General features: G+C 68.3%; 22 protein-coding genes. 8 read left to right on the forward strand and 14 right to left on the reverse strand.

Translation table 11 applies throughout. The features are described 5' to 3' along the window. The first annotated feature begins 13 nt into the window (after positions 1-13). On the forward strand, positions 14-6,013 hold the full coding sequence (locus tag OTERR_RS15255) for a hybrid sensor histidine kinase/response regulator (protein ID WP_149426289.1): 6,000 nt from the start codon (positions 14-16) through the stop codon (positions 6,011-6,013). A 415-nt stretch (positions 6,014-6,428) separates the two neighbouring features. On the opposite strand, the gene modC is transcribed toward OTERR_RS15255, so the two are convergent. The 4 genes from modC to OTERR_RS15275 all read right to left on the reverse strand — a co-directional run bounded on the left by modC (position 6,429) and on the right by OTERR_RS15275 (position 9,999). Beyond that, on the reverse strand, positions 6,429-7,559 hold the full coding sequence (gene modC / locus OTERR_RS15260) for a molybdenum ABC transporter ATP-binding protein (protein WP_149426290.1): 1,131 nt from the start codon (positions 7,557-7,559) through the stop codon (positions 6,429-6,431). Between the two features lie 4 nt (positions 7,560-7,563). After that, entirely contained in the window at positions 7,564-8,244 is a 681-nt protein-coding gene (modB, locus tag OTERR_RS15265) for a molybdate ABC transporter permease subunit (protein ID WP_054621879.1), read from the reverse strand. Between the two features lie 38 nt (positions 8,245-8,282). After that, positions 8,283-9,080 (reverse strand): molybdate ABC transporter substrate-binding protein, encoded by a 798-nt coding sequence (gene modA, locus OTERR_RS15270; protein WP_149426291.1) that lies wholly within the window; start codon positions 9,078-9,080, stop codon positions 8,283-8,285. Between the two features lie 100 nt (positions 9,081-9,180). Next, entirely contained in the window at positions 9,181-9,999 is an 819-nt protein-coding gene (locus OTERR_RS15275) for a TOBE domain-containing protein (RefSeq protein WP_054621877.1), read from the reverse strand. Between the two features lie 227 nt (positions 10,000-10,226). Here OTERR_RS15275 and OTERR_RS15280 point away from each other — a divergent pair, with 227 nt between their 5' ends. Continuing rightward, on the forward strand, positions 10,227-10,655 hold the full coding sequence (locus OTERR_RS15280; protein WP_149426292.1) for a TOBE domain-containing protein: 429 nt from the start codon (positions 10,227-10,229) through the stop codon (positions 10,653-10,655). A gap of 64 nt (positions 10,656-10,719) precedes the next feature. Here OTERR_RS15280 and OTERR_RS15285 read toward each other — a convergent pair whose 3' ends face one another. Then, positions 10,720-11,052, reverse strand: a complete 333-nt coding sequence (locus tag OTERR_RS15285; protein ID WP_149426293.1) for a hypothetical protein — start codon at positions 11,050-11,052, stop codon at positions 10,720-10,722. An 86-nt stretch (positions 11,053-11,138) separates the two neighbouring features. Between OTERR_RS15285 and OTERR_RS15290 the strand changes: the two genes are divergently transcribed. Then, entirely contained in the window at positions 11,139-11,480 is a 342-nt protein-coding gene (locus tag OTERR_RS15290; RefSeq protein WP_054621874.1) for a zinc ribbon domain-containing protein YjdM, read from the forward strand. Between the two features lie 270 nt (positions 11,481-11,750). After that, entirely contained in the window at positions 11,751-13,718 is a 1,968-nt protein-coding gene (locus OTERR_RS15295; protein WP_149426294.1) for a diguanylate cyclase domain-containing protein, read from the forward strand. Positions 13,719-13,978: 260 nt separating this feature from the next. Here the strand turns inward: OTERR_RS15295 and OTERR_RS15300 are convergent, their stop codons facing one another. Continuing rightward, a complete protein-coding gene (locus OTERR_RS15300) occupies positions 13,979-14,200 on the reverse strand; it encodes a DUF3820 family protein (RefSeq protein ID WP_054621872.1) in 222 nt (73 codons plus the stop codon). Positions 14,201-14,258: 58 nt separating this feature from the next. Then, complete coding sequence (locus OTERR_RS15305) at positions 14,259-14,717, reverse strand: MaoC family dehydratase (RefSeq protein ID WP_149426295.1); 459 nt, start codon at positions 14,715-14,717, stop codon at positions 14,259-14,261. Positions 14,718-15,085: 368 nt separating this feature from the next. Here OTERR_RS15305 and OTERR_RS15310 point away from each other — a divergent pair, with 368 nt between their 5' ends. Next, positions 15,086-15,973 carry a hypothetical protein gene (locus OTERR_RS15310; RefSeq protein WP_149426296.1) on the forward strand — a complete coding sequence of 296 codons (888 nt, stop codon included), beginning with the start codon at positions 15,086-15,088 and terminating at the stop codon, positions 15,971-15,973. 42 nt (positions 15,974-16,015) lie between these two features. Beyond that, positions 16,016-16,432 (forward strand): GIY-YIG nuclease family protein, encoded by a 417-nt coding sequence (locus tag OTERR_RS15315; protein WP_149426297.1) that lies wholly within the window; start codon positions 16,016-16,018, stop codon positions 16,430-16,432. A 166-nt stretch (positions 16,433-16,598) separates the two neighbouring features. On the opposite strand, the gene OTERR_RS15320 is transcribed toward OTERR_RS15315, so the two are convergent. After that, positions 16,599-17,249, reverse strand: coding sequence for a protein phosphatase CheZ (locus tag OTERR_RS15320; RefSeq protein WP_187775264.1), 651 nt, complete (start codon positions 17,247-17,249; stop codon positions 16,599-16,601). A 399-nt stretch (positions 17,250-17,648) separates the two neighbouring features. Here OTERR_RS15320 and OTERR_RS15325 point away from each other — a divergent pair, with 399 nt between their 5' ends. Beyond that, the gene (locus tag OTERR_RS15325) at positions 17,649-18,722 is read left to right on the forward strand and encodes an RNA methyltransferase (RefSeq protein WP_149426299.1); all 1,074 of its coding nucleotides are present in this window, start codon (positions 17,649-17,651) and stop codon (positions 18,720-18,722) included. 190 nt (positions 18,723-18,912) lie between these two features. Here the strand turns inward: OTERR_RS15325 and OTERR_RS15330 are convergent, their stop codons facing one another. The 3 genes from OTERR_RS15330 to OTERR_RS15340 all read right to left on the reverse strand — a co-directional run bounded on the left by OTERR_RS15330 (position 18,913) and on the right by OTERR_RS15340 (position 22,027). Continuing rightward, positions 18,913-19,464: a methyltransferase family protein gene (locus OTERR_RS15330; RefSeq protein WP_149426300.1), complete on the reverse strand. Its 552-nt coding sequence runs from the start codon at positions 19,462-19,464 to the stop codon at positions 18,913-18,915. 200 nt (positions 19,465-19,664) lie between these two features. After that, positions 19,665-20,564: a MipA/OmpV family protein gene (locus OTERR_RS15335; RefSeq protein WP_149426301.1), complete on the reverse strand. Its 900-nt coding sequence runs from the start codon at positions 20,562-20,564 to the stop codon at positions 19,665-19,667. A 113-nt stretch (positions 20,565-20,677) separates the two neighbouring features. After that, entirely contained in the window at positions 20,678-22,027 is a 1,350-nt protein-coding gene (locus OTERR_RS15340; RefSeq protein WP_223115962.1) for an APC family permease, read from the reverse strand. Positions 22,028-22,221: 194 nt separating this feature from the next. Here OTERR_RS15340 and OTERR_RS15345 point away from each other — a divergent pair, with 194 nt between their 5' ends. Continuing rightward, a complete protein-coding gene (locus OTERR_RS15345; protein ID WP_149426302.1) occupies positions 22,222-22,686 on the forward strand; it encodes a hypothetical protein in 465 nt (154 codons plus the stop codon). 112 nt (positions 22,687-22,798) lie between these two features. Here the strand turns inward: OTERR_RS15345 and OTERR_RS15350 are convergent, their stop codons facing one another. Genes OTERR_RS15350 through OTERR_RS15360 form a run of 3 tightly spaced genes read right to left on the reverse strand, consistent with a single transcriptional unit; the run spans position 22,799 to position 26,741 of the window. Further along, positions 22,799-24,808, reverse strand: a complete 2,010-nt coding sequence (locus OTERR_RS15350) for an acetoacetate--CoA ligase (protein WP_149426303.1) — start codon at positions 24,806-24,808, stop codon at positions 22,799-22,801. 57 nt (positions 24,809-24,865) lie between these two features. Further along, positions 24,866-25,510: a maleylacetoacetate isomerase gene (maiA, locus tag OTERR_RS15355; protein WP_149426304.1), complete on the reverse strand. Its 645-nt coding sequence runs from the start codon at positions 25,508-25,510 to the stop codon at positions 24,866-24,868. Between the two features lie 28 nt (positions 25,511-25,538). After that, positions 25,539-26,741 carry a multidrug effflux MFS transporter gene (locus OTERR_RS15360; RefSeq protein WP_149426305.1) on the reverse strand — a complete coding sequence of 401 codons (1,203 nt, stop codon included), beginning with the start codon at positions 26,739-26,741 and terminating at the stop codon, positions 25,539-25,541. Between the last annotated feature and the right edge of the window lies 1 nt (position 26,742).

The following is a 26,742-nucleotide window of genomic DNA, read 5'->3' on the forward strand; positions in this document are numbered from 1 at the left end:
GAGCACAGCGCTGATGCCCAACGAGTTCGAGGTGTTTGATATCGGCCCCCTCACCTGGGTGAAGGGTGAAATCGACCAGGCCCTGGACCGGGCCAAGGCGGCCCTGGAAACCGCCGCCAGTGCGGCGGACGCCACCCAGGTCAAGTTCGCCCGCACCCACCTGCACCAGGTGCAGGGAGCCCTGGCCATCGTCGGCCTGGACGGGGTGACCCGTTTCGCCGAAGCCGCCGAAGCCTACTTCGCCGTGCTCGAAGGCGGCGAAGGCGCGCCCGGCGGCGAACACCTCGACCTGGCCCTGAAGGCCATCGAGGCCATCCGCCACTACCTGGACGGCCTGCTCGACGGCGCCCCGGACCAGCCCCTCAAGCTGTTGCCCCTCTACCAAGCCCTGGCCGCCGCCCGCGGCGTGCCGGCCGCGGCCACCGAACTGTTCTTCCCCGACCTGACGAAGCGCCCGCCCAAACGCGCCTCGGCCCTGGTTCCGCCGGACCCCGGTGCCGCCCTGCGCGCCGCCCGTGCCCGCTACCAGCGCGGCCTGCTCGGCTGGATCCGCGGCCAGGGCATGGCCCAGAACGTCGGTGCCGCCGACATGCGCGACGCGGTGCGGGCCATCGAGGCGATGCAGGACACCCCGGTCACCCGCACCTTCTGGTGGGTGGCCCTGGGCTTTCTCGCCGCCCTGGCCGAGGGTGACCTGCCCAAGGACGCCGAAACCAACGGTCTGCTGACGCGCATCGACCAGCAGATCAAGCGCCTCATCGAAGGGTCGCGCACCGTGGCCGAGCGCCTCCAGCGCGACGTGCTGTATGCCCTCACCCGAGCCAGCGACAAGGCCCCGGAAGCCAAGGCGGCCCGCGCCCTGTACAACCTGGACGACGCCTCGCTGCGCGACATCGACACTCCGGCCCCGGAGACCGGCACCCTGCGCCGGGCCAAGGAAGCCGTGGCCGAAGCCGAGGAGGCCTGGGGCAAGTTCTGCGCCGGGCACAGCGCCGCCCTGGCCGTGTTCCGCGACAAGGCCAGCCTGTTCGCCCAGACGGTCGAAGGCCTGGCCCAGACCGACTACCGCCGCCTCGCCCAGGCCATCCAGGCCGGCGCCCGCTGGCTGGTCGACGAGCCCGCCCGGCACAGCGAGCCCCTGGCCATGGAAATGGCCACCGCCCTGCTGCTCGCCGACGTGGCCCAGGAAAACTATGCCCGCCTGGGCAGCGACTTCGCCCACCAGGTAGACGTCACCGTCGCCCGCCTGCATGCCTGCATGGCCGGCACGCCCCCCGCCGAAGGGGCCGAAGTCCCCGAGCTGGACGAGATGTCCCGGCTGGCCCAGGAAAAACTGCTGCTCTCCCAGGTTGCCCGGGAAATGCAGAGCAACCTGCTGCAGATCGAGCAGACCCTCGACACCTTCTTCCGCGACCCCGGCCATCGCGCCGACCTGCCCGGCGTCCAGCCCCTGATCAAGCAGGTGGCCGGCGCCCTGGCCATGCTCGGCCAGCTGTCGGCGGTGCGGGCGATCAACGAATGCGGCACCACCGTGGCCGGTTTCGCCGCCAGCGAGGCCCCCCCCGACCCGGCCACCTGCGAGCAGGTCGCCGGAACCCTGTCGGCCCTGGGTTTCTTCATCGACACCCTGCCCCGGGAGCTGGCCCGCCAGGACAGCGGCAGCAAGAAACGCAAGGGCGGCCCCGATTTCGACACCTTCGTCCAGGGCCTCGGCCCCCGACAGGCAATGCCGGCCGACGCCGAACCGGCCACGGTGGAAGAAGAGATCGCCCTGCAGACCAAGGAAACCCAGGCCCTGCTGGATGCGGTCAAGGCCCAGCCGGAAGACGAATCCCTGCGCCAGGAGCTCAAGCAGAACCTCAAGTCCCTGCAAAAGGACGCCGACCTGGTGGCCGACGTGGCCCTGGGCCAGCAGGCCCAGGCCGTGCTCACCGCTCTGGACGGACTGACTCCGCCGCCGGCGGAAAACACTCCCAGCGACGACAGCGCCGGGGTCACCTGGGACCCGACGGTTTCCCTGATTTCCCTGGAAGCGGCCAACTTCGCCCCGGCCCCGGCGGCCCCTTCGGCGGCTACCCTCAAGCTGCTCTCCGCCAGCGACGAGGAGATCGACGCCGAGCTGCTGGACATCTTCCTCGAAGAGGCCAAGGAAGTCCTGGCCACCTACCGGGAACAGCTCGACACCCTGCACCGCGAACCGGGCAACGTCGAGGTGCTCACCGTCATCCGCCGCAACGTCCATACCCTCAAGGGCAGCGGCCGCATGGTCGGCCTCAAGGACTTCGGCGAAACCGCCTGGTCAATCGAGCAGGTGCTCAACCTCTGGCTGCGCCAGGAGCACCCGGTCGGGGCCACCCTGTTCGACCTGCTCGAACAGGCCCACACCCTGTTCGCCGAATGGGTGCGCCATCTGGACGCCCACGACCACATGGCGCCGGACCCGGCCGACCTGATGGCCTTCGCCGAAGCCATGCGCCAGCAGGGCCCGGCCTGTACCGGCGCGCCGCTGGCGGCCGCGCCCGAAGAAGCACCCGCGGCCCCGGTGGCGGACAGCGCCGACACCAGCCCCCTGGAGACCACCGCCCCCGCGCCGGAGATGACCATCGAGCTCCCCGAGCTCGACATGGCCATGGACGCGGCCGAACCGCCGGCAACGGCAGCGGCCAGCGATACCCCCGCAGCGGCGGAAGGCGGCGCCTACGGCCCGCCGCCCACCCAGACCCTGACCATCTCGCCGACCCTCTACCAGATCTTCCTCGAGGAGGCCCAGTCCCACCTGCAGGTGTTGCGCCAGGGCATGGACCATCTGCTCGCCCATCCGGCCGACGGCCTGCCCGGCGGCATCGAGCGGGCCGCCCACACCCTGGGCGGCATCGCCGGCACCCTCGGGCTGACCTCGATCAACCGCCTCGGCATCGCCCTGGAGCACGCCCTGCTGCGCCGCTCCCATGCCGCCCAGCCGGACGACCCGACCGCCCTGGCCACCCTGGCCGGCGCCGTCGCCGCCCTGGAAGAGATGGTCGCCCGGGTGGCCGACCACACGCCGCCGCCGGCCCGCCCCGAGCTGGAAATGGCAGTGGACGAGCTGTACTCCCTGTCGGCCAGCCGGGTTGGCCCCGTCAGCCTGGAAGGCTATGCCGCCCTGGACAGCGACGTCGCCGATTTCCGCAGCGAAGTGGCTGGCCCGAGCAGCGCGGCAGCCCCCGTCGATCCCTTCGACCAGCCGGAACTGGAAGTGGACGCCGGCCTGGAGCTGGATCTGGACATGGATCTGGGCGACCTCGGCGCCGACCTGCCGCCCCTGGCGGCCGCAGGGGAACCCAGTACCGAGCCCGACCCAGCGGCCGGCGAAGCGCCTGCAGCGGATGAAACGTCCGCGACGCCGGACTCCGGCGAACCCGCCGCCACCGTGCAGCCCCTGGAGTGCCCGCCCCGCGTCGCCGCTCTGGACGGCATCGACGAAACCACCGAAATCACCCGTCCCGGCGGCGCCCCCAGCGGCCGCATCAGCGCCGCGCCCGTCCCGGCGGCGCCCCCAGCGGCCGAGGTGGCCGCCGCCCTGCTGCCGCCGGACACGCCGGATCAGGACCTGCTGCCGATCTTCCTTGAGGAAGCCCAGGAACTGGTTGCCGCCATCGCCACCGAGCTGCGCCACTGGCGCCAGTCCCCGGCCGATCCCGAACGGCAGAACGCCCTGTTCCGTCTGCTGCACACCCTCAAGGGCAGCGCCCGCATGGCCGGCGCCTTCTCCCTGGGCGAACTGACCCACGGCCTCGAATCCCGGGTCGAACTGGCCGCCGGCATCACCCCCGTCGCCCCGGCTTACCTGGACGAACTGGAAGGGGCCTTCGACCTGATCGCCCAACAGGTCGAACGGATTGCCAGCGGCGCCCCCGGCGAAACGGTGGCCCCGCCGGTCTATCGCCAACCGCCCCAGGGCGCCGCCGTCGCCCCCGCGGCGCCGGCCACCCCGTCGGCCAGCGCTGACGCGATGCCGATCGAGGCGCTCCCGGCCACGCCGGCCGAAGCCGCACCCGCCGCCGCCACCACGCCGACTCCGGGCGCACCGGGCACCGACGGCGCGGCGGTGGACGAAAGCGAAGAGCGGCGCCGCGAGCCGCGCGCCCCCGCCAAGGCCGGCGAGGCCGACACCGACGCTGCCGGCCGCTCGACCCTGCGGGTGCGCGCCGACCTGGTGGACCGCCTGGTCAACGAGGCCGGCGAAATCGCCATCGCCCGCTCCCGGATCGAAGGCGAGATGCGCGCCCTGAAAGGCTCGCTGCTCGACCTGACCGAAAACGTCATCCGCCTGCGCCGCCAGCTGCGCGAGATCGAGATTCAGGCCGAAACCCAGATCCAGGCCAACCAAGTGGTCAGCGACGCCAGCAAGCCCGACTTCGACCCCCTGGAACTGGACCGCTTCACCCGCTTCCAGGAACTGACGCGGATGATGGCCGAATCGGTCAACGACGTGGCCACGGTGCAGCAAAGCCTGCTGAAGAACCTGGACGACGCCAACTCGGCCCTCAACGCCCAGTCGCGCCTCACCCGGGAACTGCAGCAGGCCCTGCTCACGGTGCGCATGGTGCCCTTCGGCAGCCAGGCCGACCGGCTTTACCGCCTGGTGCGCCAGACCGCCCGGGAGCTGGACAAGAAGGCCGCCCTGGACATCCAGGGCGCCCAGGTGGAACTCGACCGGGGCGTGCTCGAACGCATGCTCGCCCCCCTCGAACACATGCTGCGCAATGCCGTCGCCCACGGTCTGGAAACCCCGGCCGAGCGCATCGCCCTGGGCAAGCCGGAAACCGGCCAGCTGACCCTCAAGGTCACCCAGGAAGGCAACGAGATCCACATCACCCTGAGCGACGACGGTCCCGGCATCAACCTCGCCCGGGTGCGCGAAAAAGCCCTGGCTGCCGGCCTGATCGCCCCGGCCGAGGCCGACGACCCGCAGCGCCTGGTGGCCTGCATCTTCGAGCCCGGCTTCTCCACCGCCAGCGAAGTGTCCCGGGTGGCCGGGCGCGGCGTCGGCATGGACGTGGTCAAGACCGAGGTGGAAACCCTGGGCGGCCGGGTCGAGGTGGCCAGCGAGGCCGGCCGCGGCTCCCGCTTCAACATCTACCTGCCCCTCACCCTGGCGGTCACCCAGGCCCTGCTGGTGCGTGTCGGCACCCGCCGCTACGCCATCCCCTCGGCCATGATCGAACAGGTCCAGGAGCTCAAGGCCGAGGTGTTCGCCCGCATCCGCGAGGCCGGCCACACCAGCTGGCTGGACAACGATTACCCCTACCACTTCCTGCCCCACCTGCTCGGCGAACGCGAGGCCCTCCCCGAACCGCACCGGCTCAACTGGCTGCTGCTGCTGAAGAGCGGCGCCCAGCGCATTGCCCTGCAAGTCGATGAACTGGCCGGCAACCAGGAAATCGTGGTCAAGAACGTCGGGCCCCAACTGGCCCGGGTGGTGGGCATCGACGGCGCCACGGTGCTCGGCGACGGCGAGATCGTGCTGATCCTCAACCCGGTGGCCCTGGCCCTCCAGGCGGCCAACCGCCCCCTGGCGGCCGCCGCACCCGCCGTAGCCGTAGCCGGCGAGGCGCCAGCGACCGTGGCGGCCCCGGCGGCGGCCAGCTCCGCTACCCTGCCGACGGTGATGGTGGTGGACGACTCGATGACGGTGCGCAAGATCACCGGCCGCTTGATGGCCCGGGAGGGTTACCACGTGCTCACCGCCAAGGACGGCGTGGATGCCCTGGAGCAGATGCTCGACGTGATCCCCGACGTGCTGCTGGTGGACATCGAGATGCCGCGCATGGACGGCTTCGACCTGACCCGCAACGTGCGCGCCGACGAGCGCCTGCGCGACATCCCGATCATCATGATCACCTCGCGCACCGCCGACAAGCACCGCAACCACGCCTTCGAGCTGGGGGTGAACCACTACCTGGGCAAGCCCTACCAGGAAGAGGAACTGACCCGGCTGGTGGCCGAGAGCGTCGCCCAGCACCGCCGCTGAACGCTCCTCCCCCCGCGCCCCGCCGCCTGGATTTTTTCTGGCGGCGGGCCAAACCCCGCGCCAGTAGCCATTCTTCAGCCATACCCTGCGGAAAGGCACGACTGGCGCGGCGTTTCAGACCTACCCCACGAAACGCCCCGCCCAGCCTAGTGTTCGGCGGGGCGTTGTTTTGGCGGCCGTCGCCACGGCGGGCAAAACCGGGTCCGACCCGACGTGCCCGGCGGTGCGGAAACGGAGCGGCAGAAGCCACGCCGTCCGCTGTCGGCGGCTGCGGCAATCCCCGCGCCTGTAATTCCCGCGCCCATTGTTCCGTTCATCCCGAGTATTCACTGCGGCAGCCACGCCAAGCCCCGGGACGGCCGTGGCCCAACCCGGCCATCGGCCCGGGAGCGGAATCCCCGCCGGGCACCACGCCTCAAGCGAGCAGCGCCACCGCCTTGATCTGCACCCACACCGGCTTGCCCGGAGCCAGGCCGAGCTGGTCCCGGGAGCGCCGGGTGATGCGCGCCAGCAGGGGCGTACCGCCGGCATCGAGGCGCACCAGGACGTGGGCCGAAGTGTCAGTGTCGGCGTCGGCCACGGCGGTGACCGTGGCGAGCAGGCGGTTGAGGATCGACGAATCCCGCTCCGCCGACAGGCTCAGGCTCACGTCCCGAGCCCGCACCTGGAAGCGCAGGCGGCGTCCGACGGGCACCTCGCGGTGGGCGACGTGGACGCTGCCGCCGGGGAAGGTGAGGCGCAGCAGGTGGTAGGCGGCGTCGAATTCCGCCGCCGTGCCTTCGATCACCACCCCGGCGTCGTCGGCGAAGGCGGTGGGCAGGTCGAGGCGTGCCAGGGTGTCGCGCAACGGGCCGCTGGCGGCCACCTGGCCGTCCTGGAGCAGCACCAGGTGGTCGGCCAGGCGCGCCACCTCGTCCGGGGAATGGCTGACGTAGAGCACCGGAATCTCCAGTTCGTCGTGCAGCCGCTCCAGGTAGGGCAGGATTTCGGCCTTGCGCTGGAAGTCCAGGGCCGCCAGGGGCTCGTCCATGAGCAGCAGGCGCGGCCGGGTGAGCAGGGCCCGGGCGATGGCGGCTCGCTGCCTCTCGCCGCCGGACAGCCGGTCGGGCAGACGGTCGAGCAGGGGGGCGATGCCGAGCAGGTCGGCGGTCTGCTCCAGGTCGGCGCGCCGCGCCGCCGCCCCCACCCCGGCCAAGGCGCGCTTCTGGCCGAATTCCAGGTTGCGCCGCACGGTCAGGTGGGGGAACAGGCTGGCCTCCTGAAAGACGTAACCCAGGGGCCGCCGGTGGGCGGGCAGGAAGCGGTCGCCGTCCTGCCAGACCTCGCCGTTCACCGCCAGGTAGGCGCCGGGGTGGCGCTCCAGGCCGGCGATGGCGCGCAATAGGGTGGTCTTGCCCGAGCCGGAGCGGCCGAACAGGGCGGTGACGCCGCGGCCGGGCAGGGTCAGGTCGGCCGCCAGGGCGAAGCCCGGGTAGGCGATGGCGAAACGAGCGCGGATCACCTCCCCGAGCAGGCGGGAATCGGCAGGGGCAAAAGGTACGGTCATCGCGTCAACCGACATAGGAGCGGCGCGCCTTGCTGGCGTAGAGGGCGAGCAGCACCAGGAAGCTGAAGACCACCATGCCGCCGGCCAGCCAGTGGGCCTGGGCGTATTCCAGGGCCTCGACGTGGTCGTAGATCTGCACCGACACCACCCGGGTCTTTTCCGGGATGTTGCCGCCGATCATCAGCACCACGCCGAACTCGCCGACAGTGTGGGCAAAACCGAGGATGGTGGCGGTGACGAAGCCCGGCCGGGCCAGGGGCAGCACCACGGCGAAGAAGGTGTCCCAGGGACCGGCGCGCAGGGTGGCGGCCACTTCCAGGGGGCGCGTGCCGATGGCCTCGAAGGCCTGTTGCAGGGGCTGGACGACGAAGGGGGTCGAATACAGCACCGAGGCCACCACCAGGCCGGGGAAGGAAAAGGGCAGCAGCCCGAGGCCCAGGGCCTGGGTGAGCTGGCCGCCGACGCCGTTGGGGCCGAGCAGCACCAGCAGATAGAAGCCGAGCACCGTGGGCGGCAGCACCAGGGGCAGGGACACCACGGCGCCGACCACGGCTTTCAGCCGCGACGGGGTGCGGGCCAGCCACCAGGCCACCGGGGTGCCGAGCAGGAGCAGCACGGCGGTGGTGGTGGCGGCCAGTTCCAGGGTGAGGCGGATCGCCGCCCAGTCGTCGGGGCTGAAGGTCATGGCGGGTCGGGGCGCTGCGCGATTGGGTTCCGGGCGCCTTACAGGGCGTAGCCGTAGCCGCGGATCACGGCCCGGGCCTTGTCGCCCTGCAGGTACTTCACCAGGGCCGCGGCGGCGGCCTTGCCCTGGCCCTTGGCCAGGACCACCGCGTCCTGGCGGATTGGCGTGTACAGGGCGGGCGGCACCACCCACATCGAGCCGCCCTTGAGCTTGCCGGTCTCGTCCACCACCTGGGCCAGGGCGACGAAGCCGAGCAGGGCATTGCCGCTGGCGACGAACTGGTAGGCCTGGCCGATGTTCTCGGCCTGGACCAGCCGGGGCGACAGGGCATCGTAGGCGCCCAGGGCCTTCATCGTCTCGACGGCGGCGGCGCCGTAGGGGGCGAGCTTGGGGTTGGCAATCGACAGGTGGTCGAAGCCGCCCTGCTTCAGCACCTCGCCCTGGCCGTCCACGATGGCCGGCTTGGCGCTCCACAGCACCAGCTTGCCGATGGCGTAGGTGAAACGGCTGCCGGCGACGATGCCGCCCTCCTTCTCCAGCCGCGCCGGTGTCTCGTCGTCGGCGGCGAGGAAGACCTCGAAGGGGGCGCCGTTCTTGATCTGGGCGTAGAACTTGCCGGTGGCACCGAAGGACAGCAGCGCTTTATGGCCGGTGTCCTTCTCGAACTGGGCGGCGATCTTCTGCATCGGCGCAGTAAAGTTGGCGGCCACCGCCACACTCACCTCGTCGGCCCGGGCGGCGCTGCTGGCCACCAGCGGACCGAAGCCGGCGGCAGCGAGGGAAAGGACCAGGGACAGGCGGCGGAACGGCCAGCGGGCGGACAGTCGGACGCTCATGGAGACTCCTTGCGGTTGCAGGCGGGCAGATGGAAAAGTCGGGCGAAAAAGGCAGGCTAAAAGGGCGAGCGGTAACGTCAGGCCAAAAGTGCGGGGGACGTCAGGCGTACACCGCCAGGATCACCGCCGAGGCCTTGAACACGGCGCAGGCCCGGGAGCCGAGGCTCAGGCCCAGGTTGGCCACGCTGTCCCGGGTGACCACGGCGGTGACGGTCTTGCCGCCGGGCAGGGTCAGGCCCACCTCGGCGTTCACCGGACCGTCGTGGATGTGGCTGACCTCGCCCCACAACTGGTTGCGCGCCGTGGTGCGCACGTTGGGGTCGGTGAGCAGCAGCAGGGACGACGACTTGACGAAGGCGAACACCTCCTTGCCGATGGCCAGCTCCAGGTTTTCCGCCGACTCCCGGGTGATCACCGCCACCAGCTCGTTGGTCTCGTCGAGGCGCAGGCGCACCTCGAAATCCACCTCGCCCTCGCGCAGGCCGGTGATCTTGCCGACGAACTGGTTGCGCGCGCTGGTCTTCATCGACATGCGCTTGAGCAGGGTCTGGAACTTGCGCACGTCGCCGGCCTCCACCTCGCCCATGCGCGCGGCCAGCCGGTCCAGGGCATCCTGGTACTCCTGCTCCACCGCCCGGTACATGGCGACGATCTTGCGCCCGTAGTCGGTGAGCTGGGTGCCGCCGCCGTGGCGGCCGCCGGTGGTGCGGGTGACCAGGGCCTCGTCGGCCAGGTTGTTCATGGCATCCACCGCATCCCAGGCAGCCTTGTACGACAGGGGCACGGCCTTGGCCGCCTGGGAGATCGAGCCGTGGCGCTCGATGGCTTCGAGCAGGCGGATGCGGGTGTCGCCCAGGAAGGGGCCGACCTCGGTTTCCAGGGCCAGCTTGCCGACCAGCCGGTGGTGGAGTTGGGACATCCGCGCTTCCTCGTTTCTTTGCTATATACGAAACTATATAACAAACCCCCGGTAACGAGCTTCCCCGGCACATTTTCCTCGCCCGGCACCCGGCGTTCGCAGTCCAGCAGGGTTGCGTTCACACAATGTTGCTCTCTAGACTGCCGGGCATCGGGCGGACGCTTCGTCATCTAGACGGCTGTATAGCGAACCACCTACCTTCTTGATCGCCTTGCCCGGGGAATGCCATGCAAGCCAGTGCCCGCAACCGTTTTGCCGGAACCATCAGCGCCGTGCGCGAAGGCGCCATCAACAGCGAGATCGAACTCACCACCCCCGGCGGCGATGTCATCGTCGCCGTGGTCACCCAGACCAGCGCCCAGCGTCTCGGGCTGGCCGTAGGCAAGGAGGCCATCGCCCTGATCAAGGCCCCCTGGGTGATGGTGCTGACCGACGAAGGCGGCATCAAGCTGTCGGCGCGCAACCGCATGGCCGGCACGGTCAGCCGGCTGATCAAGGGCGCGGTCAACAGCGACGTGGTGATCGCCCTGCCCGGTGGCAGCGCGGTGCATGCGGTGGTGACCAACGACGCCGTGGCCGAACTGGGCCTCAAGGAAGGGGTGGCCGCCACTGCCCTATTCAAGGCCAGCCACGTCATCCTCGGCGTGTCGGCGTAAGGCGGCAAAATATGGCGACAAAGAAAAGGAAGCCGCCCTGCAGGCGGTGTTTTACGGCAGGTTGCTAGTGCAGCACCGCCAGCACCAGGGAGGCAATGAAGAAGCCCCGGCCCAGGTAGCGGAAGCAATCGGCCCAGCGCCTGTAGGCGATTTCGTTGTTGCGCCGGTCGTAGTGATCCGCCACAACCGAAAGCATGACCAGGCAAGCGCAGATGAAGGCGCCGTACATCACCCAGGCAGGCACGTCGTGCAGATGTAGGCCACGGCGTTTGCCCGGGATATAGAGGTCATTCACCCACAAGCCGTAGCCGCCATAAGCCAGCAACAACAGCGAAAAGCAGATATTGGCGATCCGTTCCACCGCGGGAATGTGATTAGACGTGTACAAAGACGGCATGCCGACCCCCTGGCATTGACATTGGCATTTTAGGGGAGAGGCCGGACCATCGGCTACAATCCGCCTCCCATTCGAAGGAGACTGCCATGTCCCACCCCCTGCCCTGCCCCCAATGCACCCTGGAAAACACCTACCCGGACGGCGACAACTTCGTCTGCGCCGACTGCGGGTTTGAATGGCCCCAGGCTGGCGCGGCGGCGGAGGAAGAGGCCGACGCGGTGATCAAGGACGCCAATGGCACCGTGCTCAACGACGGCGACGCGGTGGTGCTGATCAAGGACCTGAAGGTGAAGGGCTCCTCCATCGTCCTCAAGCAGGGCTCCAAGGTGAAGAGCATCCGCCTGGTGAGCGGCGGCGACCACGAGGTGGACTGCAAGCTCGACCAGGGCAATTTCATGCTCAAGGCCTGCTTCCTGAAGAAGGTCTGAGCCGGCGGGGGCGCCCCCTGCCTCCCGCGCACGTCCCTGCAACGCCCTCTCCGGAGGGCGTTTTTCATGCCCCGGCGGCGGAGTACGATTTTCGTAAACAGTGTCGTGAAACAATGGGGCGCTGCCGGAAGTCTCCTCCAGGCCGCCTTCGGTCGCCTGCCGCCGCACTTCGTGCATTTCGTCATGCCCCATTCCGGGCGGCACTGTCATAGTAAGACCAGCGCCGCGCGACACCACAAAACACAACGGCGCCTCACCCCCACGGAGCACATGCCCGCGCAGCCCACCCCTGCGACGGCACAGCACGACATGCCGACGATCCACCGCGACACCCACCAGCCTCACCCCGCCACGGCCTGGCGCCTGCCGGTGGCGCGGCCACACGCGACCCTGTTCGCCTTCGTCCTGATCGCCAATCTGTTCGTCTATGCCGTCCTCGGCGTGGTCGCCCATCTCTCCTACCTGCAGGTCAAGGAAAAGGCCGCCGCCAAGTCGCGCAGCCTCAACGCCCTGCTGGCCGAGAACGTCACCGCCGAGCTGGAGCGCATCAAGCTCGGCCTGGTCGCCTGCGCCGCCGAAGTGTTCCGGCAGCGGCGCGAAGGCGCAGGACCGGAGGCCACCGCTCCGGACTTTCTCCACCTGGTGCGCCGCCAGCTGCCGATGGCGGCCAACCTGATCGTGATCGACCGGGCCGGCACCGTCATCTTCAGTACCGACTTCCCCCCCACCAAGCGTTCGGCCTCGGAACGGGCCTACTTCCAGCGCTTCGCCGCCGACCCGTCCCTGACCTTCCAGATTTCCGAGCCCCTGCTCGGCTGGATGGTGGAAAAGCCGGTGCTCCACCTGGTGGCCCGCATCCCCACCCGGGATGGCGCCTTCGACGGGCTGGTGGTCGCGGCGGTCACGGTGGACTGGTTCATCGCCAAGTTCCAGGCCATGGATATCGGCGAGCAGGGCGCGGTGGTGCTGCGCGGCGACGCCAGCCGCAACTTCGACCTGCTCGCCCGCTTCCGCCCCACCGGCAAGATCGGCGAGACCATCGTTTCCGACACCTTCCGCGCCACCATCGCCGCCCACCCGGCGCAGGGCACCTACGAGGCCAACGCCGGCAACGACGGCATCCACCGCACCTTCTCCTACCAGAAGCTGGAAGGCCTTCCCCTGATCACCCTGGTGGGGCTGGCCAGCGAGGACTACCTGGTGGAATGGCAGCACAGGGCCCTCTCCCTGCTCGCCGTAGCTCTCGGCTTCAGCCTGATGACCGGCGCCGCCAGCGCCTTCGTCGTGCGCGCCTGGCGCCGCCAGGCCGAATCGGCGGAACAGATCCGCCTGCTGCTCAACTACACCGCCTCGGGCATCATCGGCCTGGACCGGCAAGGCCACTGCACCTTCTGCAACCCGGCGGCGGTGCGCATGCTCGGCGCCCGCAGCGAGCAGGATCTGGTGGGGCAGGACATCCACGCCATCATCCACGGCCGGGCCGAAGCCCACCCCTGCCGCCCGGCGGCCTGCCCGATGCTCACCGAGGTCGCCGCCGCCGACCTGGGCATCCACCGCGACGTGTTCTGGCAGCTCGACGGGCGCGGCTTCCCGGTCGAATACTGGGCCCACCCGCAGCGGCGCAAGGGCGAGTTCATCGGCACCGTGGTCACCTTCATCGACCTGCGCGACCGGGTGCTGGCCAACACCGACGCCCTCACCGAACTGGCCAACCGGCACCGCTTCGACGAAACCCTGGCCGCCGAATGGTCGCGCCGCCTGCGCGCCGAGGACGACTTCGCCCTGCTGCTGATCGATGTGGACCACTTCAAGGCCTACAACGACACCCACGGCCACGTCGCCGGCGACGACTGCCTGCGCCAGGTGGCTCGCGCCATCCAGCGCGCCCTGGAGCGGGAAACCGACCTGGCGGCCCGCTACGGCGGGGAAGAATTCGCCTGCATCCTGCCCGGCACCAACGAGGCGGGAGCCTGGCGGGTGGCCGAGCGCATCCGCGCCGAACTGGCCAGCCTCGCCCTGCCCCACGCCGGCTCGCCGGTCGGCCCCTGCGTCACCGTCAGCATCGGCATCGTCGCCGTGCCTCCCGGCTGCCCGGCCGAGGTCAAGGACGTGCTGCGCGCCGCCGACGCCCAGCTCTACAAGGCCAAGTCCGCCGGCCGCGACCGGATCTGCGCCCAGACCCTGGACGCAGCGGCGGCAACGGCGGCGGAACAAGCCCCGGCCCAAAACGGGGCCTGAACCGGCACATAGACCGCACCGGGGCACCGCCGCAGCCGGATCACGGCGCCGGGCGGGGTCCGACACCGCCGCGGCTTCTGCCAACGCCTCCCCGTGGCCTGCCGGCCAACCACTCCGGCTAAACAACTGGGCTGCTCCGCCCGCCCCGGCCGTTCACGGCACCACGCCCCGGCAAGCCCGCGTTCGACACTGGGGCTGCGCCAAGCCCAACCCGTAAGCACGACCCCGCCCCTACCCGGCGACGGCGCCTGGCTTGTCCCCTACTTGCGCGCCCCCCGGCGCAGGGGATCGAGCAGGGGCTTCAGGCCGTTGTGGTCCATCTCCTGCATCAGCGCCAGCAGGCGGCCGATCTCGCCCTTGGGAAAGCCCTCCCGGGCGAACCAGTTCAGGTAGTTGCCCGGCAGGTCGGCGATCAGGGTGCCCTTGTGCTTGCCGAAGGGCATCGCCACCGTCACCAGCTTGTTCAGGTCGTCGGGATTCACGCCCGGCCCCCTTTCACCCTGCCCCGCATTGCCGCCATCGCCATCACTGCCACGGCGCTCAGCCCTGGCCGTCGGCCGAGCGCTTCAACAGGTGCATGACGATGAAGGAAAGCACCGCTTCGCCGCGCTGGTTCACCGCCACGTACTTGAGGCGGGCAATGCCCCGGTCCGGCTTGGACGACGACGGCTTGACCTCCAGCACCTCGATCTCGCCATGCAACGTATCCCCCGGCCGCACTGGCGCCAGCCAGCGCAGCTCGTCGATGCCCGGCGAGCCGATGCTCGACTCGGCGAACACCCCGGACTGGATGAACAGCCGGAAGCACAGCGCCAGGGTCTGGAAGCCGCTGGCGATCAACCCCCCATAGGGCGACTCGGCGGCCGCATTCACGTCCAGGTGGAACGGCTGGGGATCGTAGCGCCAGGCGAAGTCGATGATCTCGGCTTCGGTCAGGGTGACGCCCGGGGTGGTGAAGCGTTGGGCGGGGGTGAGGGAGTCAAGGAAGAGAGGGGACATGATGAGATGACTCAAAACGCCAAGAACATAAAACAATATTAACCTAAGAAAGGTTGGAGCACCTTCCACATGACATTTTCACGAGCAGAACATATTATGCGTAAATCAGTTCAACAAAAAAAATACGTGCTACTCACAGAATTAGCACAAGGAAATTCTAAAAATATGGATTTATAACCCCCATAAAGATCATGATATAGAAATAGCAGACTCTTACAAGAGCAACGCCGTTTATTTAATAAACAAAAGCATGCTTTACAAACGCAGCACATGCCTGAATAAGACCCGCTTGCAGCATATATAACACAACAATTTAGTAGATCACAAACATTTCTCAAATTGAGCGACGATCCTATTTGGAGAAAAAAATGAATCGCACCTCACTAATTTTAATTACATCCATCTTGCTCTATGGATGCACAGACTATGCAGAAGAAACAAAATCGGTAAAAGCCTATTGCAAATCTATCCCAAACAAAAACTGCCTAGGCACAGCCGACATTTACGCTATGAATCTCGCTGTCAATCATTTCGGTATTGCTGCCATGATGAGCAGTAAAACAAAGCACTGCGGAAGCATGAGAGGGATTGATGCTCTCGCTTGCAACAAAGAAGCCTTTGGCGACAATACAAACCTAGGTTTACTTGCATTAATAAAAAAAGAATATTCAAATTCCAACAAAAATAACAACACCACCATTCCGCAACCCAAGCCTTCTCTTTCATCTGAAAATCAAAATGGCAATCTCTTGACAGAGCTTGAGGGAAGAGATTTTTCCTACACCATCACAAAACTCGAGCCAAAAGATGCTGCAAATACTTTTACTTTAATGGCAACAACCCCATCCCACACAAATCGCCACCCTATAAACGACAATCCTATCTATCGCGATGCAAAAATCATTAGTGAACCTGGCAATGAAACGATATACCCTAGAACAACAGTTCTCGTTGGCTCAACAAAAATCCTGTCAACTTCCGAAGACCAAGAAGGCTACCAAATTACTAATTTAATCTCGTTAGATGATCAACCAGAGCTATTATTAGTGGACATATTTAAAGGCGGAAATTCCTGCAATAGCTCCCAGCATGTCCTAGTGGTCCGTAGCACCAATGGCTTTAACGCTAGCAAACCCTTTGGGCGTTGTGCCGCATCTTGGTGGCATGAAAAGCAAAGCAATACTACTTACTTAACCTACCCTGCCACTGAATATGAGCCAATGGAAATTATCGCCATAAAAAAAACCCCTCGGTAGAACAATCAATACAACTCATCCAAAACGGACAAAAGATCAACAATGAAAATTGAAAATTGGGTTGGCTGGACTAACGAGTGGGAAAAATTATTACCCGCACACTTAAATGCACCACCGAAACCAGGCGTATACATAATTATCGCTGACAAACCACTACAGCGAGCCGTCGGCACCGACAATCATGGAATTCTCGACGTTGGCGAATCCTCTAATCTACGAAACAGACTTTCAGCGTTTGTTGGATGTGCACAAGGAACGCGTAACAAAGGACATAGTGCTGGATGGAGATTTTTTGCCATGGGCGTATCAAAGCACTTCCCCCTCGATTCACTCTGGGTAAGCTGGTGTGTGACTAAAAATAAAAAATCAGCATACGAAAAAGAAGGGGAGATCCTATCGGAATACTATTCTCAACATTGCGACCTTCCACCTTTGAACTTTAAATTCAACTGGTCGTAGACAGAACCATCCTCTTAGACCCCTATACCCCCTAAAACCAAGTCAACCAAACTCTTTTAGCCATTAACATAAGGAAAACACCTTATCCAGCCACACTGGAAACAACGTAACTCAGAAAGGCTCAAGTTTGCGGCTCTCATTGTTCATAAGGAAAAATCCTTGTTTTTCAAAACCCCAAACTCTCCAAAAACCCATCCACTTCCGCCTGGGAGCCAAACGCCTGTTTCTGCTGCTTATCCGAGTCCATCGCCGGACCATTGAGCAGGCCGGTGTCTTGGGCCTCGGGTTTCTTGGCAGGCACGGCGCCGGCCGGGGCGGTGCGGGCGAGCAGGGTGAGGAGTTGGGTTTCCATGTCCTGGGCCAGGTCCACGATCTTCTTGATGACCTGGCCGGTGAGGTCCTGGAATTCCTGGGCGAGCATGATTTCGGTGAGTTGGGCCTTGGTGGCGGTAGCGGTGGCGTCGGCCTGGGCCAGGTAGGCCCGGGTGCGGGCCAGGGTGGCCTGGTAGTCGGCGCTGTCGCGGCGCTTGTCGGCGACCCGGTCCCAGTCGGCGAGGAGTTGCCGGGCGTCCTGCTGCAATTGGTCCTGGCCGGGGGTGACGGCGTCCACCGCGTTGAGCACCCGGGAGACGGCCTGCTCGGTCATGGAGAGGACGTAGTTGAGCCGTTCCCGGGCGTCGGGAATGGCATCGGCGGTGCGTTCGAGGGCCTGGAACTGGTGTTCGCGGCCGAGTACCCGCAGGGTTTCGTGCAGGTCCCGGGTCATCTTGCCCAGTTGTTCGAAGACGTGGTGCTGGTCGGGGGTGCCGGTGGTCATGGCGTTGGCTGGAGAGAGGTGGCGAAGTCCATAACCATAACGCATAGCCCGCCGCCGCCCCAGCCTGGAGCGGACGGACGGCGCAGGTGGCATGCCCGAACGCAAGGCGGGGCGCTGTTCTCCAGGCACCCATCGCGCAACGCAAGGCAGGGCGCGGCGTTCGGAGGGCACCCCTTGGAAGTCCGCGCCAGTCGCGGACTTCCAAGGGGTGCCTGGCGGGGCGGGCGCGGCGGCGGATTTGGTGCTAAGGTGCGCCGTTTTTCGCGCCGCCCCCGGCGACCCGGGCCGCCCGGCCCGCAATCGACGGGTTGCGCCGGCTGCGCCAGTGGCCCCGATGGCCACGGCCTCCCCGCCGGCCGCCGCGTCTCCCCTTTCTTTCGCTCCGTCCGCCTGTTCGCCGTGTCCACACCCGCCGCCCCCCTCGCCCCCCCGCTACGCGTCGCCGACCTGCGCCAGCGCCTGCGCGCCCTGGGCGCCAAGCCCTGCCACGAGGACCGGGTGCTGCGTTCCTGGTTGCAGGCGGCGCCCCTGGACAGCGGCGCCAAGCGCCGCCGCGCCGAGGATTACCTGCCCCTGGCGGTACGCGCTGACCTGCCGGCCCTGCAGGCGGACCTGGACGGCCTGGCCACGGTGCAATCCGAACACCCCGGCGAAGATGGCTCGGCCCGGCTGCTGGTGGCCCTGGCCGACGGCCAGACGGTGGAAAGCGTGCTGCTGCCCCGGGACGGGCTGTGCGTGTCGACCCAGGTGGGTTGCGCGGTGGGCTGCGTGTTCTGCATGACCGGCCGGGAGGGGCTGCTGCGCCAGGTGGGCAGCGCCGAGATCGTCGCCCAGGTGGCCCTGGCCCGGGCGCGGCGGCCGGTGAAGAAGGTGGTGTTCATGGGCATGGGCGAGCCGGCCCACAACCTGGACAACGTGCTGGAGGCGATCGACCTGCTCGGCACGGTGGGGGGCATCGGCCACAAGAACCTGGTGTTCTCCACCGTCGGCGACCGCCGCGTGTTCGAACGCCTGCCCCACCAGGCGGTCAAGCCGGCCCTGGCCCTGTCGCTGCACACCAGCCGGGCCGACCTGCGCGCCGAGCTGCTGCCCAAGGCGCCGCGCATCGACCCGGAAGAGCTGGTGGAACTGGGCGAGGCCTACGCCCGGGCCACCGGCTACCCGATCCAGTACCAATGGACCCTGATCGACGGGGTGAACGACAGCGCGGCGGAAATGGACGGCATCGTGCGCCTGCTCACGGGCAAGTACGCGATCATGAACCTGATCCCCTACAACACGGTGAGCGAACTGGGCTTCAAGCGCCCGGCCTGGGAAAAGGCCACCGAACTGGCCCGGGGGCTGCACCGCCGCCACATCCTGACCAAGCTGCGCAATTCCGCCGGCCAGGACATCGACGGCGGCTGCGGCCAGTTGCGCGCCCGCAGCCTGGCCGATCCGAGCCAGCCCCTGCGCCGCATGGCGCGGCCCTAAGGCGCCGGGGGGCCGGGGGGCCGGGGGGCCGAGCAATAGCGTCGTCCGCCGCCCGCCCGGCGGAGCGCACCACCGGCCCGAGCCGAGGGCGCCGGCACCGCGCGCGATATTCCTCCCACCCCGTGAAACCCCGCGCCAGTCGCGGGGTTTGCCGTGATGGCGGCGGGCGACCGGGACAGCCGCCGCGCCCTTACAGCACGAAGGGGATGAACATCTTGGTGCGCTGCTTATAGGCCAGGTATTCGTCGCCGAAGTAGGCGGCGCACTCCTTCTCGTCGGCCTTGGCGGTGAGGGCGAGAAAGAACGAGGCGAGCAGGGCGATGGCGGCGCCGAGCAGACTCGGCTTCTGGCAGAAGGCGCCCCAGGTGAGGGCCAGCAGGGAGGCGTACATGGGGTGGCGGATGTACTTGAAGATCCCGGTGGTCACCAGGGCAGTGGTCTTTTCGAAGTCGTACAGGCCCTCGTGCTCTTCCCGCTGCTGGCTGGGGGCGCCCTGGCGGCGCAGCAGGCGAATGCCCTGCACCACCAGGTAGATGCTGAGCAGCATCAGCACCCAGGAGGTCATCTGGTGCGGCGAAAAGGGCTGGCGGCCCCAGGTGTCCCGGTTGAGCACGAGCAGGCCGAGGATGCCTTCCCAGGCGAAGAAGCGGTAGAAGCCGTGGCCGCCGGGGTTGCGCAGGGGCTTGCGCGACAGCCAGAGCAGGATCGCCGTGCCGGCGACGAGGAAAAGGGCGTCGATCATGGTGAGGTGTCCGTCCGGGAACGGCCGCCGACGGGGCGGCCACGCAGGCGCCCATGCTTTCGGGTTTGCCCGGGCAAGTCAATCGCCGCCCGCGCAGCCCCTTCGCCCCCCCCTCATGACGGTCAGCCCGGGCGCGGGCAACTGCCGGTCAGGGCATGGCGTGGCCAGCAGGGCGGGGCGGGGCGGGATTCAGCGCCGGATCAGAGGTTCCAGGCCAACCCCAGCCAGCCCAGGTTGGCCTGGCGGGTGGCGACGATCGGGCTGCGGGCGATGCCGCCGTTGAGGCGCGCCGCCTGGAGGCCGAACACCAGGGAATAGTCCCGGCTGAGCTTGTAGGCGCCATCCAGGCCCAGGGTGGCGTTGGTGCTGGCGCCGGGGCGGTAGGCCGGCCGGGCCGCCGTGGCCTCGTCCGCCGCCACGCCGAAGAAGTAGTTGGCGGTGCGGCTGCCCAGCCGGTCGGCGCCGACAAAGCCGTTCAGCTTCCAGCGCCCGTCCTTGAGGAATTCCCGGTAGACGTACAGCCGCTGCGAGAGGCCCCGGCTGGAGTTGGTCAGGTCGGTGAACAGGGACAGGTCGATGGCGACCACGCCCAGGTCCCAGTCGAAGGCCGGCCCCACTTCCAGGCTGTTGCGCCGCGTCGCCATGCCGGCAAGGCGGGCGCCGTCGCGGGCCTGGAAGCCGAAGCGCGGCTCCACGGCCAGACCCAGGGCCATCTTGCGGTCGTCGCTGCCCCACAGGTAGGCCCCGGCGCGCAGGGGTTCGATGTAGGCGGTGTCGCCGTAGCTGGCCGAAATCAGGGGCACCAGCCAGGTGCGCATGCCATTGCCGCCGGTGTATTTGGGAAAGACCATGGGCCCCAGGCCCACGGTGCCGCTCCAGGCGGATTTGGCCGAGGGCGCGGCGGCCGTCGGCGTGGCCGGCATGCTCGGCGTGGCCGCTGCCACGGAAATGGCGGGAGTAGCCGAGGTTGCCGCCGGTTCTGCCGTCGGTTCGGCGCGCAGCGGGCCGGCCGCCAGGGCCAGCAGCGCGGCCAGGCAGGCCGCCGGACGTACCGTGGTAGAGAGGGTGTTGCTGGCCCGCAGGGGCGCCGGGTTCGACATGGGAAGTAACCGCAAAACCGGAAAGAGGCGGCCACGGTAGCACGGCCACCTGCCAGGGGCCTGAACGCGGGTAGTGCGTGGGCCCCCGGGGCCGTCGCGTCCCGGCACAGCGTTCAGGGGCGCGGCTTGCGGTTGGCGCGCAGGGGGATGAGGCCGAGCAGGATGCCGCCGATGGCGATCAGGGCGGTGGGGGTATCGAAGCGCCGCACCGCCAGCACGGCGGCAATCCACAGGGCCGTCGCGCTCAGGCCCGGCCAGATCACCATCAGCACCAGGTCGGCCAGGGAACGGCCGGCCCGGCGGCGGAAGTTCCAGGCACAGGCGAAGCCGGCCAGGCCGTAGTAGTAGGCGACCTGGACGCCGATCACGTTGATTGAGGCCTTGAGCACTTCCCCGACCCCCTGGAACAGCAGGGAGAGCACCAGCAGCAGGCAGCCCAGGCCGGCGATCAGCAGGGTGGCGCCGTAGGGGCTGCGCCATTGGCTGTGCAGCCGCGCCCAGCGGCGGTGCAGGGCACCGTCGCGGGACTTGGCGAACATGGTGCGGGTGAACTGCAGGATCGAGGTTTCCAGGGTGCCGATGGTGGACAGCATCAGGGCCAGCACCGCCAGGTAGCTCCAGGGGCGGGGGAACAGCTTGTCGGCCACGGTGAAGATGACGTTGGTGCTGGCCTGGCGGATCTCGTCGTCGCCCAGGGCGAGCAGCACGATGGCGGCGAAGGCGGTGAACGCGGCGGTGATGATGATCATCGCCACCGCCGCCCCCAGGCCGGGCAGCCGCGCCGAATCCCGGGTCTCCTCGTTGAGGTTGAGGGCCACGTCCCAGCCCCAGAAGAAGTACAGGGCGATGATCGCGCCGCTGGCGAAGGACCCGGGGTCGAAGGCGGTCGGCGCCAGATCGGCCCAGGTCAGCCGGTGCAGCGCCGCCGGGGCGAACTTGAGCGCCGCCACCACCGTGAGCAGCAGCAGGATGGCCAGCTCGACCGCCGTCATCACCGTCTGCACGGTGCCGGTCAGGGAAATACCGCGGATCACCACCAGGCTCACGGCGGCCAACCAGCCCATGGACACCAGGGTCACCGCCAGCTGGTCGTTGACCAGGCGGGGCCAGAACAGCAGCAGGGTGGCGTTGCCGGCGGGGATGGTGGCCGAAACCATGAACAGGGTGGAGGCCACCAGCAGGGTCCAGCCGGCGAAAAAGCCCAGGGTGCGGTTGAAGATGCGGCTGACCCAGGCGTAGGAGGCGCCGGCATTGGCTTCCAGCCGGTTGAGGTGCAGGTAGGCGAAGGTGATGCCGAACATGATCAGCCCGCAGTAGAGCAGGCTGGCCGGGGCAAGCACGCCGACGGCGCCGATCAGGGTGACCATGGTCGCCGCGATGCTGAAGGTGGGCGCGGTGCCCGCCACCCCCATCACCACCGAGTGGGCCAGGTTGAGCGCGTCCTTCTGCAAATCGTTGGCCATGGCCTCGCTCCCGCTGCCGGCCGGAGCGCTCGGAACACCGAGCCCGGGGCCGTTGCATTGGCTGTGACCGCGGACGCGCCGATCCGCTCCCCGGATTTCACCTTTTCTTACAACCTCCCCGCACCGATGGGCGGTGGCTGGACTAAGGTGAAAGCATGGCGATTTCCAGCCATTTCCTGCGGGAGAGGGACACGATGAAACCCCAACTGCGCATCCTCCTGGCGGCCGGCCTGCTCGCCGCCGCCAGCGGCGCCGCGTTCGCCAAGGGCGGCGGCGGTCCCGGCGGCATGGGCGGTCCCGGCGGCTTTGGCGGGGGCCCCCTGAACGGCGGTAACTCGGCTGCCCACCTCAGTGCTCAGGGTATCCGGAACAACAACGGCCCCAATGCCATCGACCGGGATCGGGGCCGTGCCCGGGCCGCCGACCGGCGCAGCGCCGAAGGCATGGCGCACTTCAAGGCCGGCCAGCCCCACTCCCGGCACCACGCCCACAACGGCGTCCGGCCCCGGACCGGGGACGTGGGGCGGAACCGGGACAGCCTCCGCCCGCCCCTGCCCCCCGGCGCGCCGGCGCCGTTGGCAGCGCCGAGGCCACGCCTGCCGGCCTCGCCGCCTTCACCCCCCGCACCGCCCACGCCCCCCCTGGCTCCCCGGCCGTAACAGGCCACGGCAGCCCGGCCCGCCGGCCCTGACGAGGGCAGGGGCTGCCGTGCTGCCGTAAGCCGGCGGTCATCCTGCCGTCCCCCCGGCCGCTCTGGGGCCGGGCCCTGCCCTACCCCTGCAACTCGCCTCGCCCGCGGAACTCCTCCAACGCCTCCGGGTTGGCCAGGGCCTCCACGTTCTTCACGGCCTCCCCATGCACCACGTTGCGCACCGCCAGTTCCACGATCTTGCCGCTCTTGGTGCGCGGGATGTCCTGGACCTGCACCACCCGGGCCGGCACGTGGCGTGGGGTGGTGTTCTTGCGGATCTGGTCCTTGATGCGCTGGATCAGGGCGTCGTCCAGGGTGGTGCCTTCCTTGAGGCGCACGAACAGCACGACGCGCACGTCGCCCGAGCCTTTCGGCCAGTCCTGGCCGATCACCAGGGCTTCGAGCACTTCGGGCAGCTGTTCGACCTGGCGGTAGATTTCGGCGGTGCCGATGCGCACGCCGCCGGGGTTGAGGGTGGCGTCCGAGCGGCCGTAGATGATGAGGCCGCCGTGAGCGGTGATCTCGGCGAAGTCGCCGTGGCACCAGGTGTTGGGGAAGCGTTCGAAGTAGGCGGCCCGGTACTTGGCGCCGTCCGGGTCGTTCCAGAAGCCGACGGGCATGGCCGGGAAGGGTTTGAGGCAGACGAGTTCGCCCTTTTGCTCCCGGATCGGGGCGCCGGTGTCGTCGAGGACGTCCACCGCCATGCCGAGGCCCCGGCATTGGATTTCGCCGCGCCACACCGGGCCGATGGGATTGCCGAGGACGAAGCAGGAGAGGATGTCGGTGCCGCCGGAAATAGAAGCGAGCTGGATGTCTTCCTTGACGTCCCGGTACACGTAGTCGAAGCCTTCGGCCACCAGGGGGCTGCCGGTGGACATCATGGCCTTGAGGGTGTCGAGCGTGTGAGTTGCCCGGGGCTTCAAGCCGGCCTTGGCGATGGCGTCGATGAACTTGGCCGAGGTGCCGAAGTGGGTCATGGCCTCGGCTTCGGCGTAGTCGAACAGGAGGGTGCCGGCTACGCCGTCCTTGCCCGGGGCGAAGGGGCTGCCGTCGAAGAGCAGCAGGGTGGCGCCGGAGGCGAGGCCCGAGACCAGCCAGTTCCACATCATCCAGCCGCAAGTGGTGAAGTAGAACACCCGGTCATTGGGCTGCACGTCGTTGTGCAGCTGGTGTTCCTTGAGGTGCTGGACCAGGGCGCCGCCGTGGCAGTGGACGATGCACTTGGGCACGCCGGTGGTGCCCGAGGAGAACATGATGAAGAGCGGATGATCGAAACCGACCCGGTGGTAGGTGGGCGTGGTCACCCCGGCGTGGGGGGCGGTGAAGTCGGCCAGGGTGGCGCCGTTGGCGATGGCGGCCACGTCCCCGGCCCCGAGGGCCGGGTTGAGGTAGGGCACGACCACGGTTTTCACCACGGTGGGCAGTTTGGCGGCCACCTCGGCGTTCTTGGCCAGGCAGTCCACGGCCTTGCCGTTGTACCAGTAGCCGTCGACGCAGACGAAGACCTTGGGTTCGATCTGGCCGAAGCGGTCGAGGACGCCCTGGACGCCGAAGTCCGGGGAGGCGGAGGACCAGATGGCGCCGAGGGCCGTGGTGGCGAGCATGGCCACCAGGGTTTCGGGCAGGTTGGGCAAAAAGCCCGCCACCCGGTCGCCGGGGCCGACACCGGCGGCGATCAGGCCGGCCTGGAAGGCGGCGACCTGGCGCACCAGCTCCATCCGGCTGACCCGGCGCTTGACCTGGGATTCGCCCCAGAAGACGAGGGCGTCATCGGCGTTGGCGGGCAGGCCGGCGAAGTTGAGTAGATTCTCGGCGTAATTGAGCTTGGCCGTGGGGAACCAGCGGGCCCCGGGCATGCGCTCGCCGTTTTCCAGGACCGGGCCGGTGCCCTTGTCGCCCACCACGCCGAGTTCATCCCACACCAGGTTCCAGAAGGCGGCGGGGTCGTCCACCGACCATTGCCACAGGGCGTCGTAGTCGGCGAGCGGCCGGCCGGCCCGGGTGCTCGCCGGGGTGAGGAAGCGGTGCAGCAGGGTCCCCGCCATGCGGGCGGGGGATGGGGTCCACAGGGGCAGGTCGGCAGTGGTCATGGCAGGTCTCGGCAAAGACGGAAATAAACGGGAAGCGGGATCGGGCCGGCGGCCGCCTCACTCGGCGTCGGGCTGGGCCCCCGGCGCGGCGGCGCGGAAGGCGTCCAGGGTGTCGCAGTGGGCGGCGATGCGGCTCAGGGTGGGGAAACCGCTCAGGTCGCAGTCGAAACGCAGGGCGTTGAACACCTGGGGCACCAGGCAGCAGTCGGCCAGGGTCGGGGTGTCGCCGTGGCAGAAGGCGCCGGTGCGCGGGTCGGCCAGCAGGGCTTCCACCGCCGCCAGCCCGTCCATCACCCAGTGGCGGTACCACGCGGTCTTCTGCTCCGGGGTGATGCCCAGGGTGTGTACCAGGTAGCGCAGCACGCGCAGGTTATTGATCGGATGGATGTCGCAGGCGATGGTCTGGGCAATGGCCCGCACCCGGGCGCGGCCGCCCGGGTCGGCGGGCAGCAGGGCCGGCGCCGGGTGGGTCTCGTCCAGGTATTCGAGGATGGCCAGGGACTGGGTCAGCACCCCGTGGTCGCACTCCAGGGTCGGCACCGTGCCCAGGGGACTCTTGGCCCGGTAGGCGGGCTGGTTCTGCTCGCCGCCGTCCTTGAGCAGATGCACCGGCACCGGCGTGTAGGCCAGCCCTTTCAGGTTGAGGGCGATGCGCACCCGGTAGGCGGCGGAGCTGCGGAAGTAGGTGTAGAGCGTGAGCATGGGAAGACTCCGGGAAAGCGGGCGGGGGTCAGGCCGGGGCGTGGGCCGGTCGGACCAGGGCCAGGTAACACAGGGGAACCAGCACGCCGCAGGCGGCGATGGCTGCCGGCAGCAGGGTCAGGGCGCCTTGGCCGCCGTCCTCCAGGCCGTGGCCGACGACGATGCCGATCAGGGCGGCGATGGACATCTGGGCAAAGCCGATCAGGGACGAGGCGGCTCCGGCCATCTGGGGATAGGGGGCCAGGGCCCGGCCGGTGGCGTTGGGCATGACCAGGCCCAGGGCCACGGTGACGAACACCATGGGGCCGAGCAGGGCCGCCACCGAGGCCAGGGGGCTGGCGGCCAGGGCCCACATGGCCAGGCCGGCGCCGGCGCCGACGAGGCCCCCGGCGAACAGCAGGCGGTCGCTGCCGAAGCGCCCCACCAGCCGGCCGGACAGGGCCGAGCCGGCCATGTAGCCGGTGACCACCACGCCGAAGCACAGGCCGTAGGTGGCCGGGGCCAGGCCGAAGTGGCCGATCAGGACGAAGGCCGAGCCGGAGATGAAGGCGAACAGGGCGCTGTAAGCAAAGGACTGGCAGAGCAGGTAGCCCAGGTAGGCCCGATCGGCGAGCAGGCGCCGGTAGTTGGCGGCGATGCGGGCCAGTTGGGTGGCGGTGGGGTCCGGGTGGGGATTGCTCTCGGCCAGCCAGCGCCAGGTGGCGGCGATCTGCAAAGCGGAGAACAGGGCCAGGGCGGCGAAGTTGGCCTGCCAGCCGAAGAACACGGTGAGCAGCCCACCCAGGAAGGGCCCGATCAGGGGGGCCAGGGCCATGGCACCGCTGACGTAGGCCAGCACCCGGGCGGCGTCTGCCGGCCCCCACACGTCGCGCACGATGGTGCGGCCTAGCACCGGGCCGACGCAGGCCCCCAGGGCCTGGACCAGGCGGGCCAGGATCAGGGCCTCGATGCTCGGCGCGGCGCAGCAGGCCAGGCTGGCGAGCAGGTACACGATCAGTCCGCCGAGCACCACCGGGCGCCGGCCGAAGCGGTCGGCCAGGGGCCCCACCACCAGCTGGGCCACGGCGAAGCCGGCCAGGTACACCGACAGGGTGAGCTGGGTGTGGGCGCCGTCGGTGGCGAAGGCGGCGGTGATGGCCGGCAGGGAGGGCAGGTAGAAGTCGGTGGACAGGGGACCCAGGGCCACCAGGGTGGTCAGCAGCACCGCCAGGATCGGCGTCGGTCGGCTCATG

The sequence above is a fragment of the Oryzomicrobium terrae genome (genome assembly GCF_008274805.1).
Classification (GTDB): Bacteria; Pseudomonadota; Gammaproteobacteria; order Burkholderiales; family Rhodocyclaceae; genus Oryzomicrobium; species Oryzomicrobium terrae.

What these genes read in the sequence shown, in the direction of transcription:
- OTERR_RS15255 (WP_149426289.1), top strand. Translation starts at nt 14, where the DNA reads ATGCCCAACGAGTTCGAGGTGTTTGATATCGGCCCCCTCACCTGGGTG.
- modC (WP_149426290.1), bottom strand. Translation starts at nt 7,559, where the DNA reads ATGACCGTACCTTTTGCCCCTGCCGATTCCCGCCTGCTCGGGGAGGTG.
- modB (WP_054621879.1), bottom strand. Translation starts at nt 8,244, where the DNA reads ATGACCTTCAGCCCCGACGACTGGGCGGCGATCCGCCTCACCCTGGAA.
- modA (WP_149426291.1), bottom strand. Translation starts at nt 9,080, where the DNA reads ATGAGCGTCCGACTGTCCGCCCGCTGGCCGTTCCGCCGCCTGTCCCTG.
- OTERR_RS15275 (WP_054621877.1), bottom strand. Translation starts at nt 9,999, where the DNA reads ATGTCCCAACTCCACCACCGGCTGGTCGGCAAGCTGGCCCTGGAAACC.
- OTERR_RS15280 (WP_149426292.1), top strand. Translation starts at nt 10,227, where the DNA reads ATGCAAGCCAGTGCCCGCAACCGTTTTGCCGGAACCATCAGCGCCGTG.
- OTERR_RS15285 (WP_149426293.1), bottom strand. Translation starts at nt 11,052, where the DNA reads ATGCCGTCTTTGTACACGTCTAATCACATTCCCGCGGTGGAACGGATC.
- OTERR_RS15290 (WP_054621874.1), top strand. Translation starts at nt 11,139, where the DNA reads ATGTCCCACCCCCTGCCCTGCCCCCAATGCACCCTGGAAAACACCTAC.
- OTERR_RS15295 (WP_149426294.1), top strand. Translation starts at nt 11,751, where the DNA reads ATGCCCGCGCAGCCCACCCCTGCGACGGCACAGCACGACATGCCGACG.
- OTERR_RS15305 (WP_149426295.1), bottom strand. Translation starts at nt 14,717, where the DNA reads ATGTCCCCTCTCTTCCTTGACTCCCTCACCCCCGCCCAACGCTTCACC.
- OTERR_RS15310 (WP_149426296.1), top strand. Translation starts at nt 15,086, where the DNA reads ATGAATCGCACCTCACTAATTTTAATTACATCCATCTTGCTCTATGGA.
- OTERR_RS15315 (WP_149426297.1), top strand. Translation starts at nt 16,016, where the DNA reads ATGAAAATTGAAAATTGGGTTGGCTGGACTAACGAGTGGGAAAAATTA.
- OTERR_RS15320 (WP_187775264.1), bottom strand. Translation starts at nt 17,249, where the DNA reads ATGACCACCGGCACCCCCGACCAGCACCACGTCTTCGAACAACTGGGC.
- OTERR_RS15330 (WP_149426300.1), bottom strand. Translation starts at nt 19,464, where the DNA reads ATGATCGACGCCCTTTTCCTCGTCGCCGGCACGGCGATCCTGCTCTGG.
- OTERR_RS15335 (WP_149426301.1), bottom strand. Translation starts at nt 20,564, where the DNA reads ATGTCGAACCCGGCGCCCCTGCGGGCCAGCAACACCCTCTCTACCACG.
- OTERR_RS15340 (WP_223115962.1), bottom strand. Translation starts at nt 22,027, where the DNA reads ATGGCCAACGATTTGCAGAAGGACGCGCTCAACCTGGCCCACTCGGTG.
- OTERR_RS15345 (WP_149426302.1), top strand. Translation starts at nt 22,222, where the DNA reads ATGAAACCCCAACTGCGCATCCTCCTGGCGGCCGGCCTGCTCGCCGCC.
- OTERR_RS15350 (WP_149426303.1), bottom strand. Translation starts at nt 24,808, where the DNA reads ATGACCACTGCCGACCTGCCCCTGTGGACCCCATCCCCCGCCCGCATG.
- maiA (WP_149426304.1), bottom strand. Translation starts at nt 25,510, where the DNA reads ATGCTCACGCTCTACACCTACTTCCGCAGCTCCGCCGCCTACCGGGTG.
- OTERR_RS15360 (WP_149426305.1), bottom strand. Translation starts at nt 26,741, where the DNA reads ATGAGCCGACCGACGCCGATCCTGGCGGTGCTGCTGACCACCCTGGTG.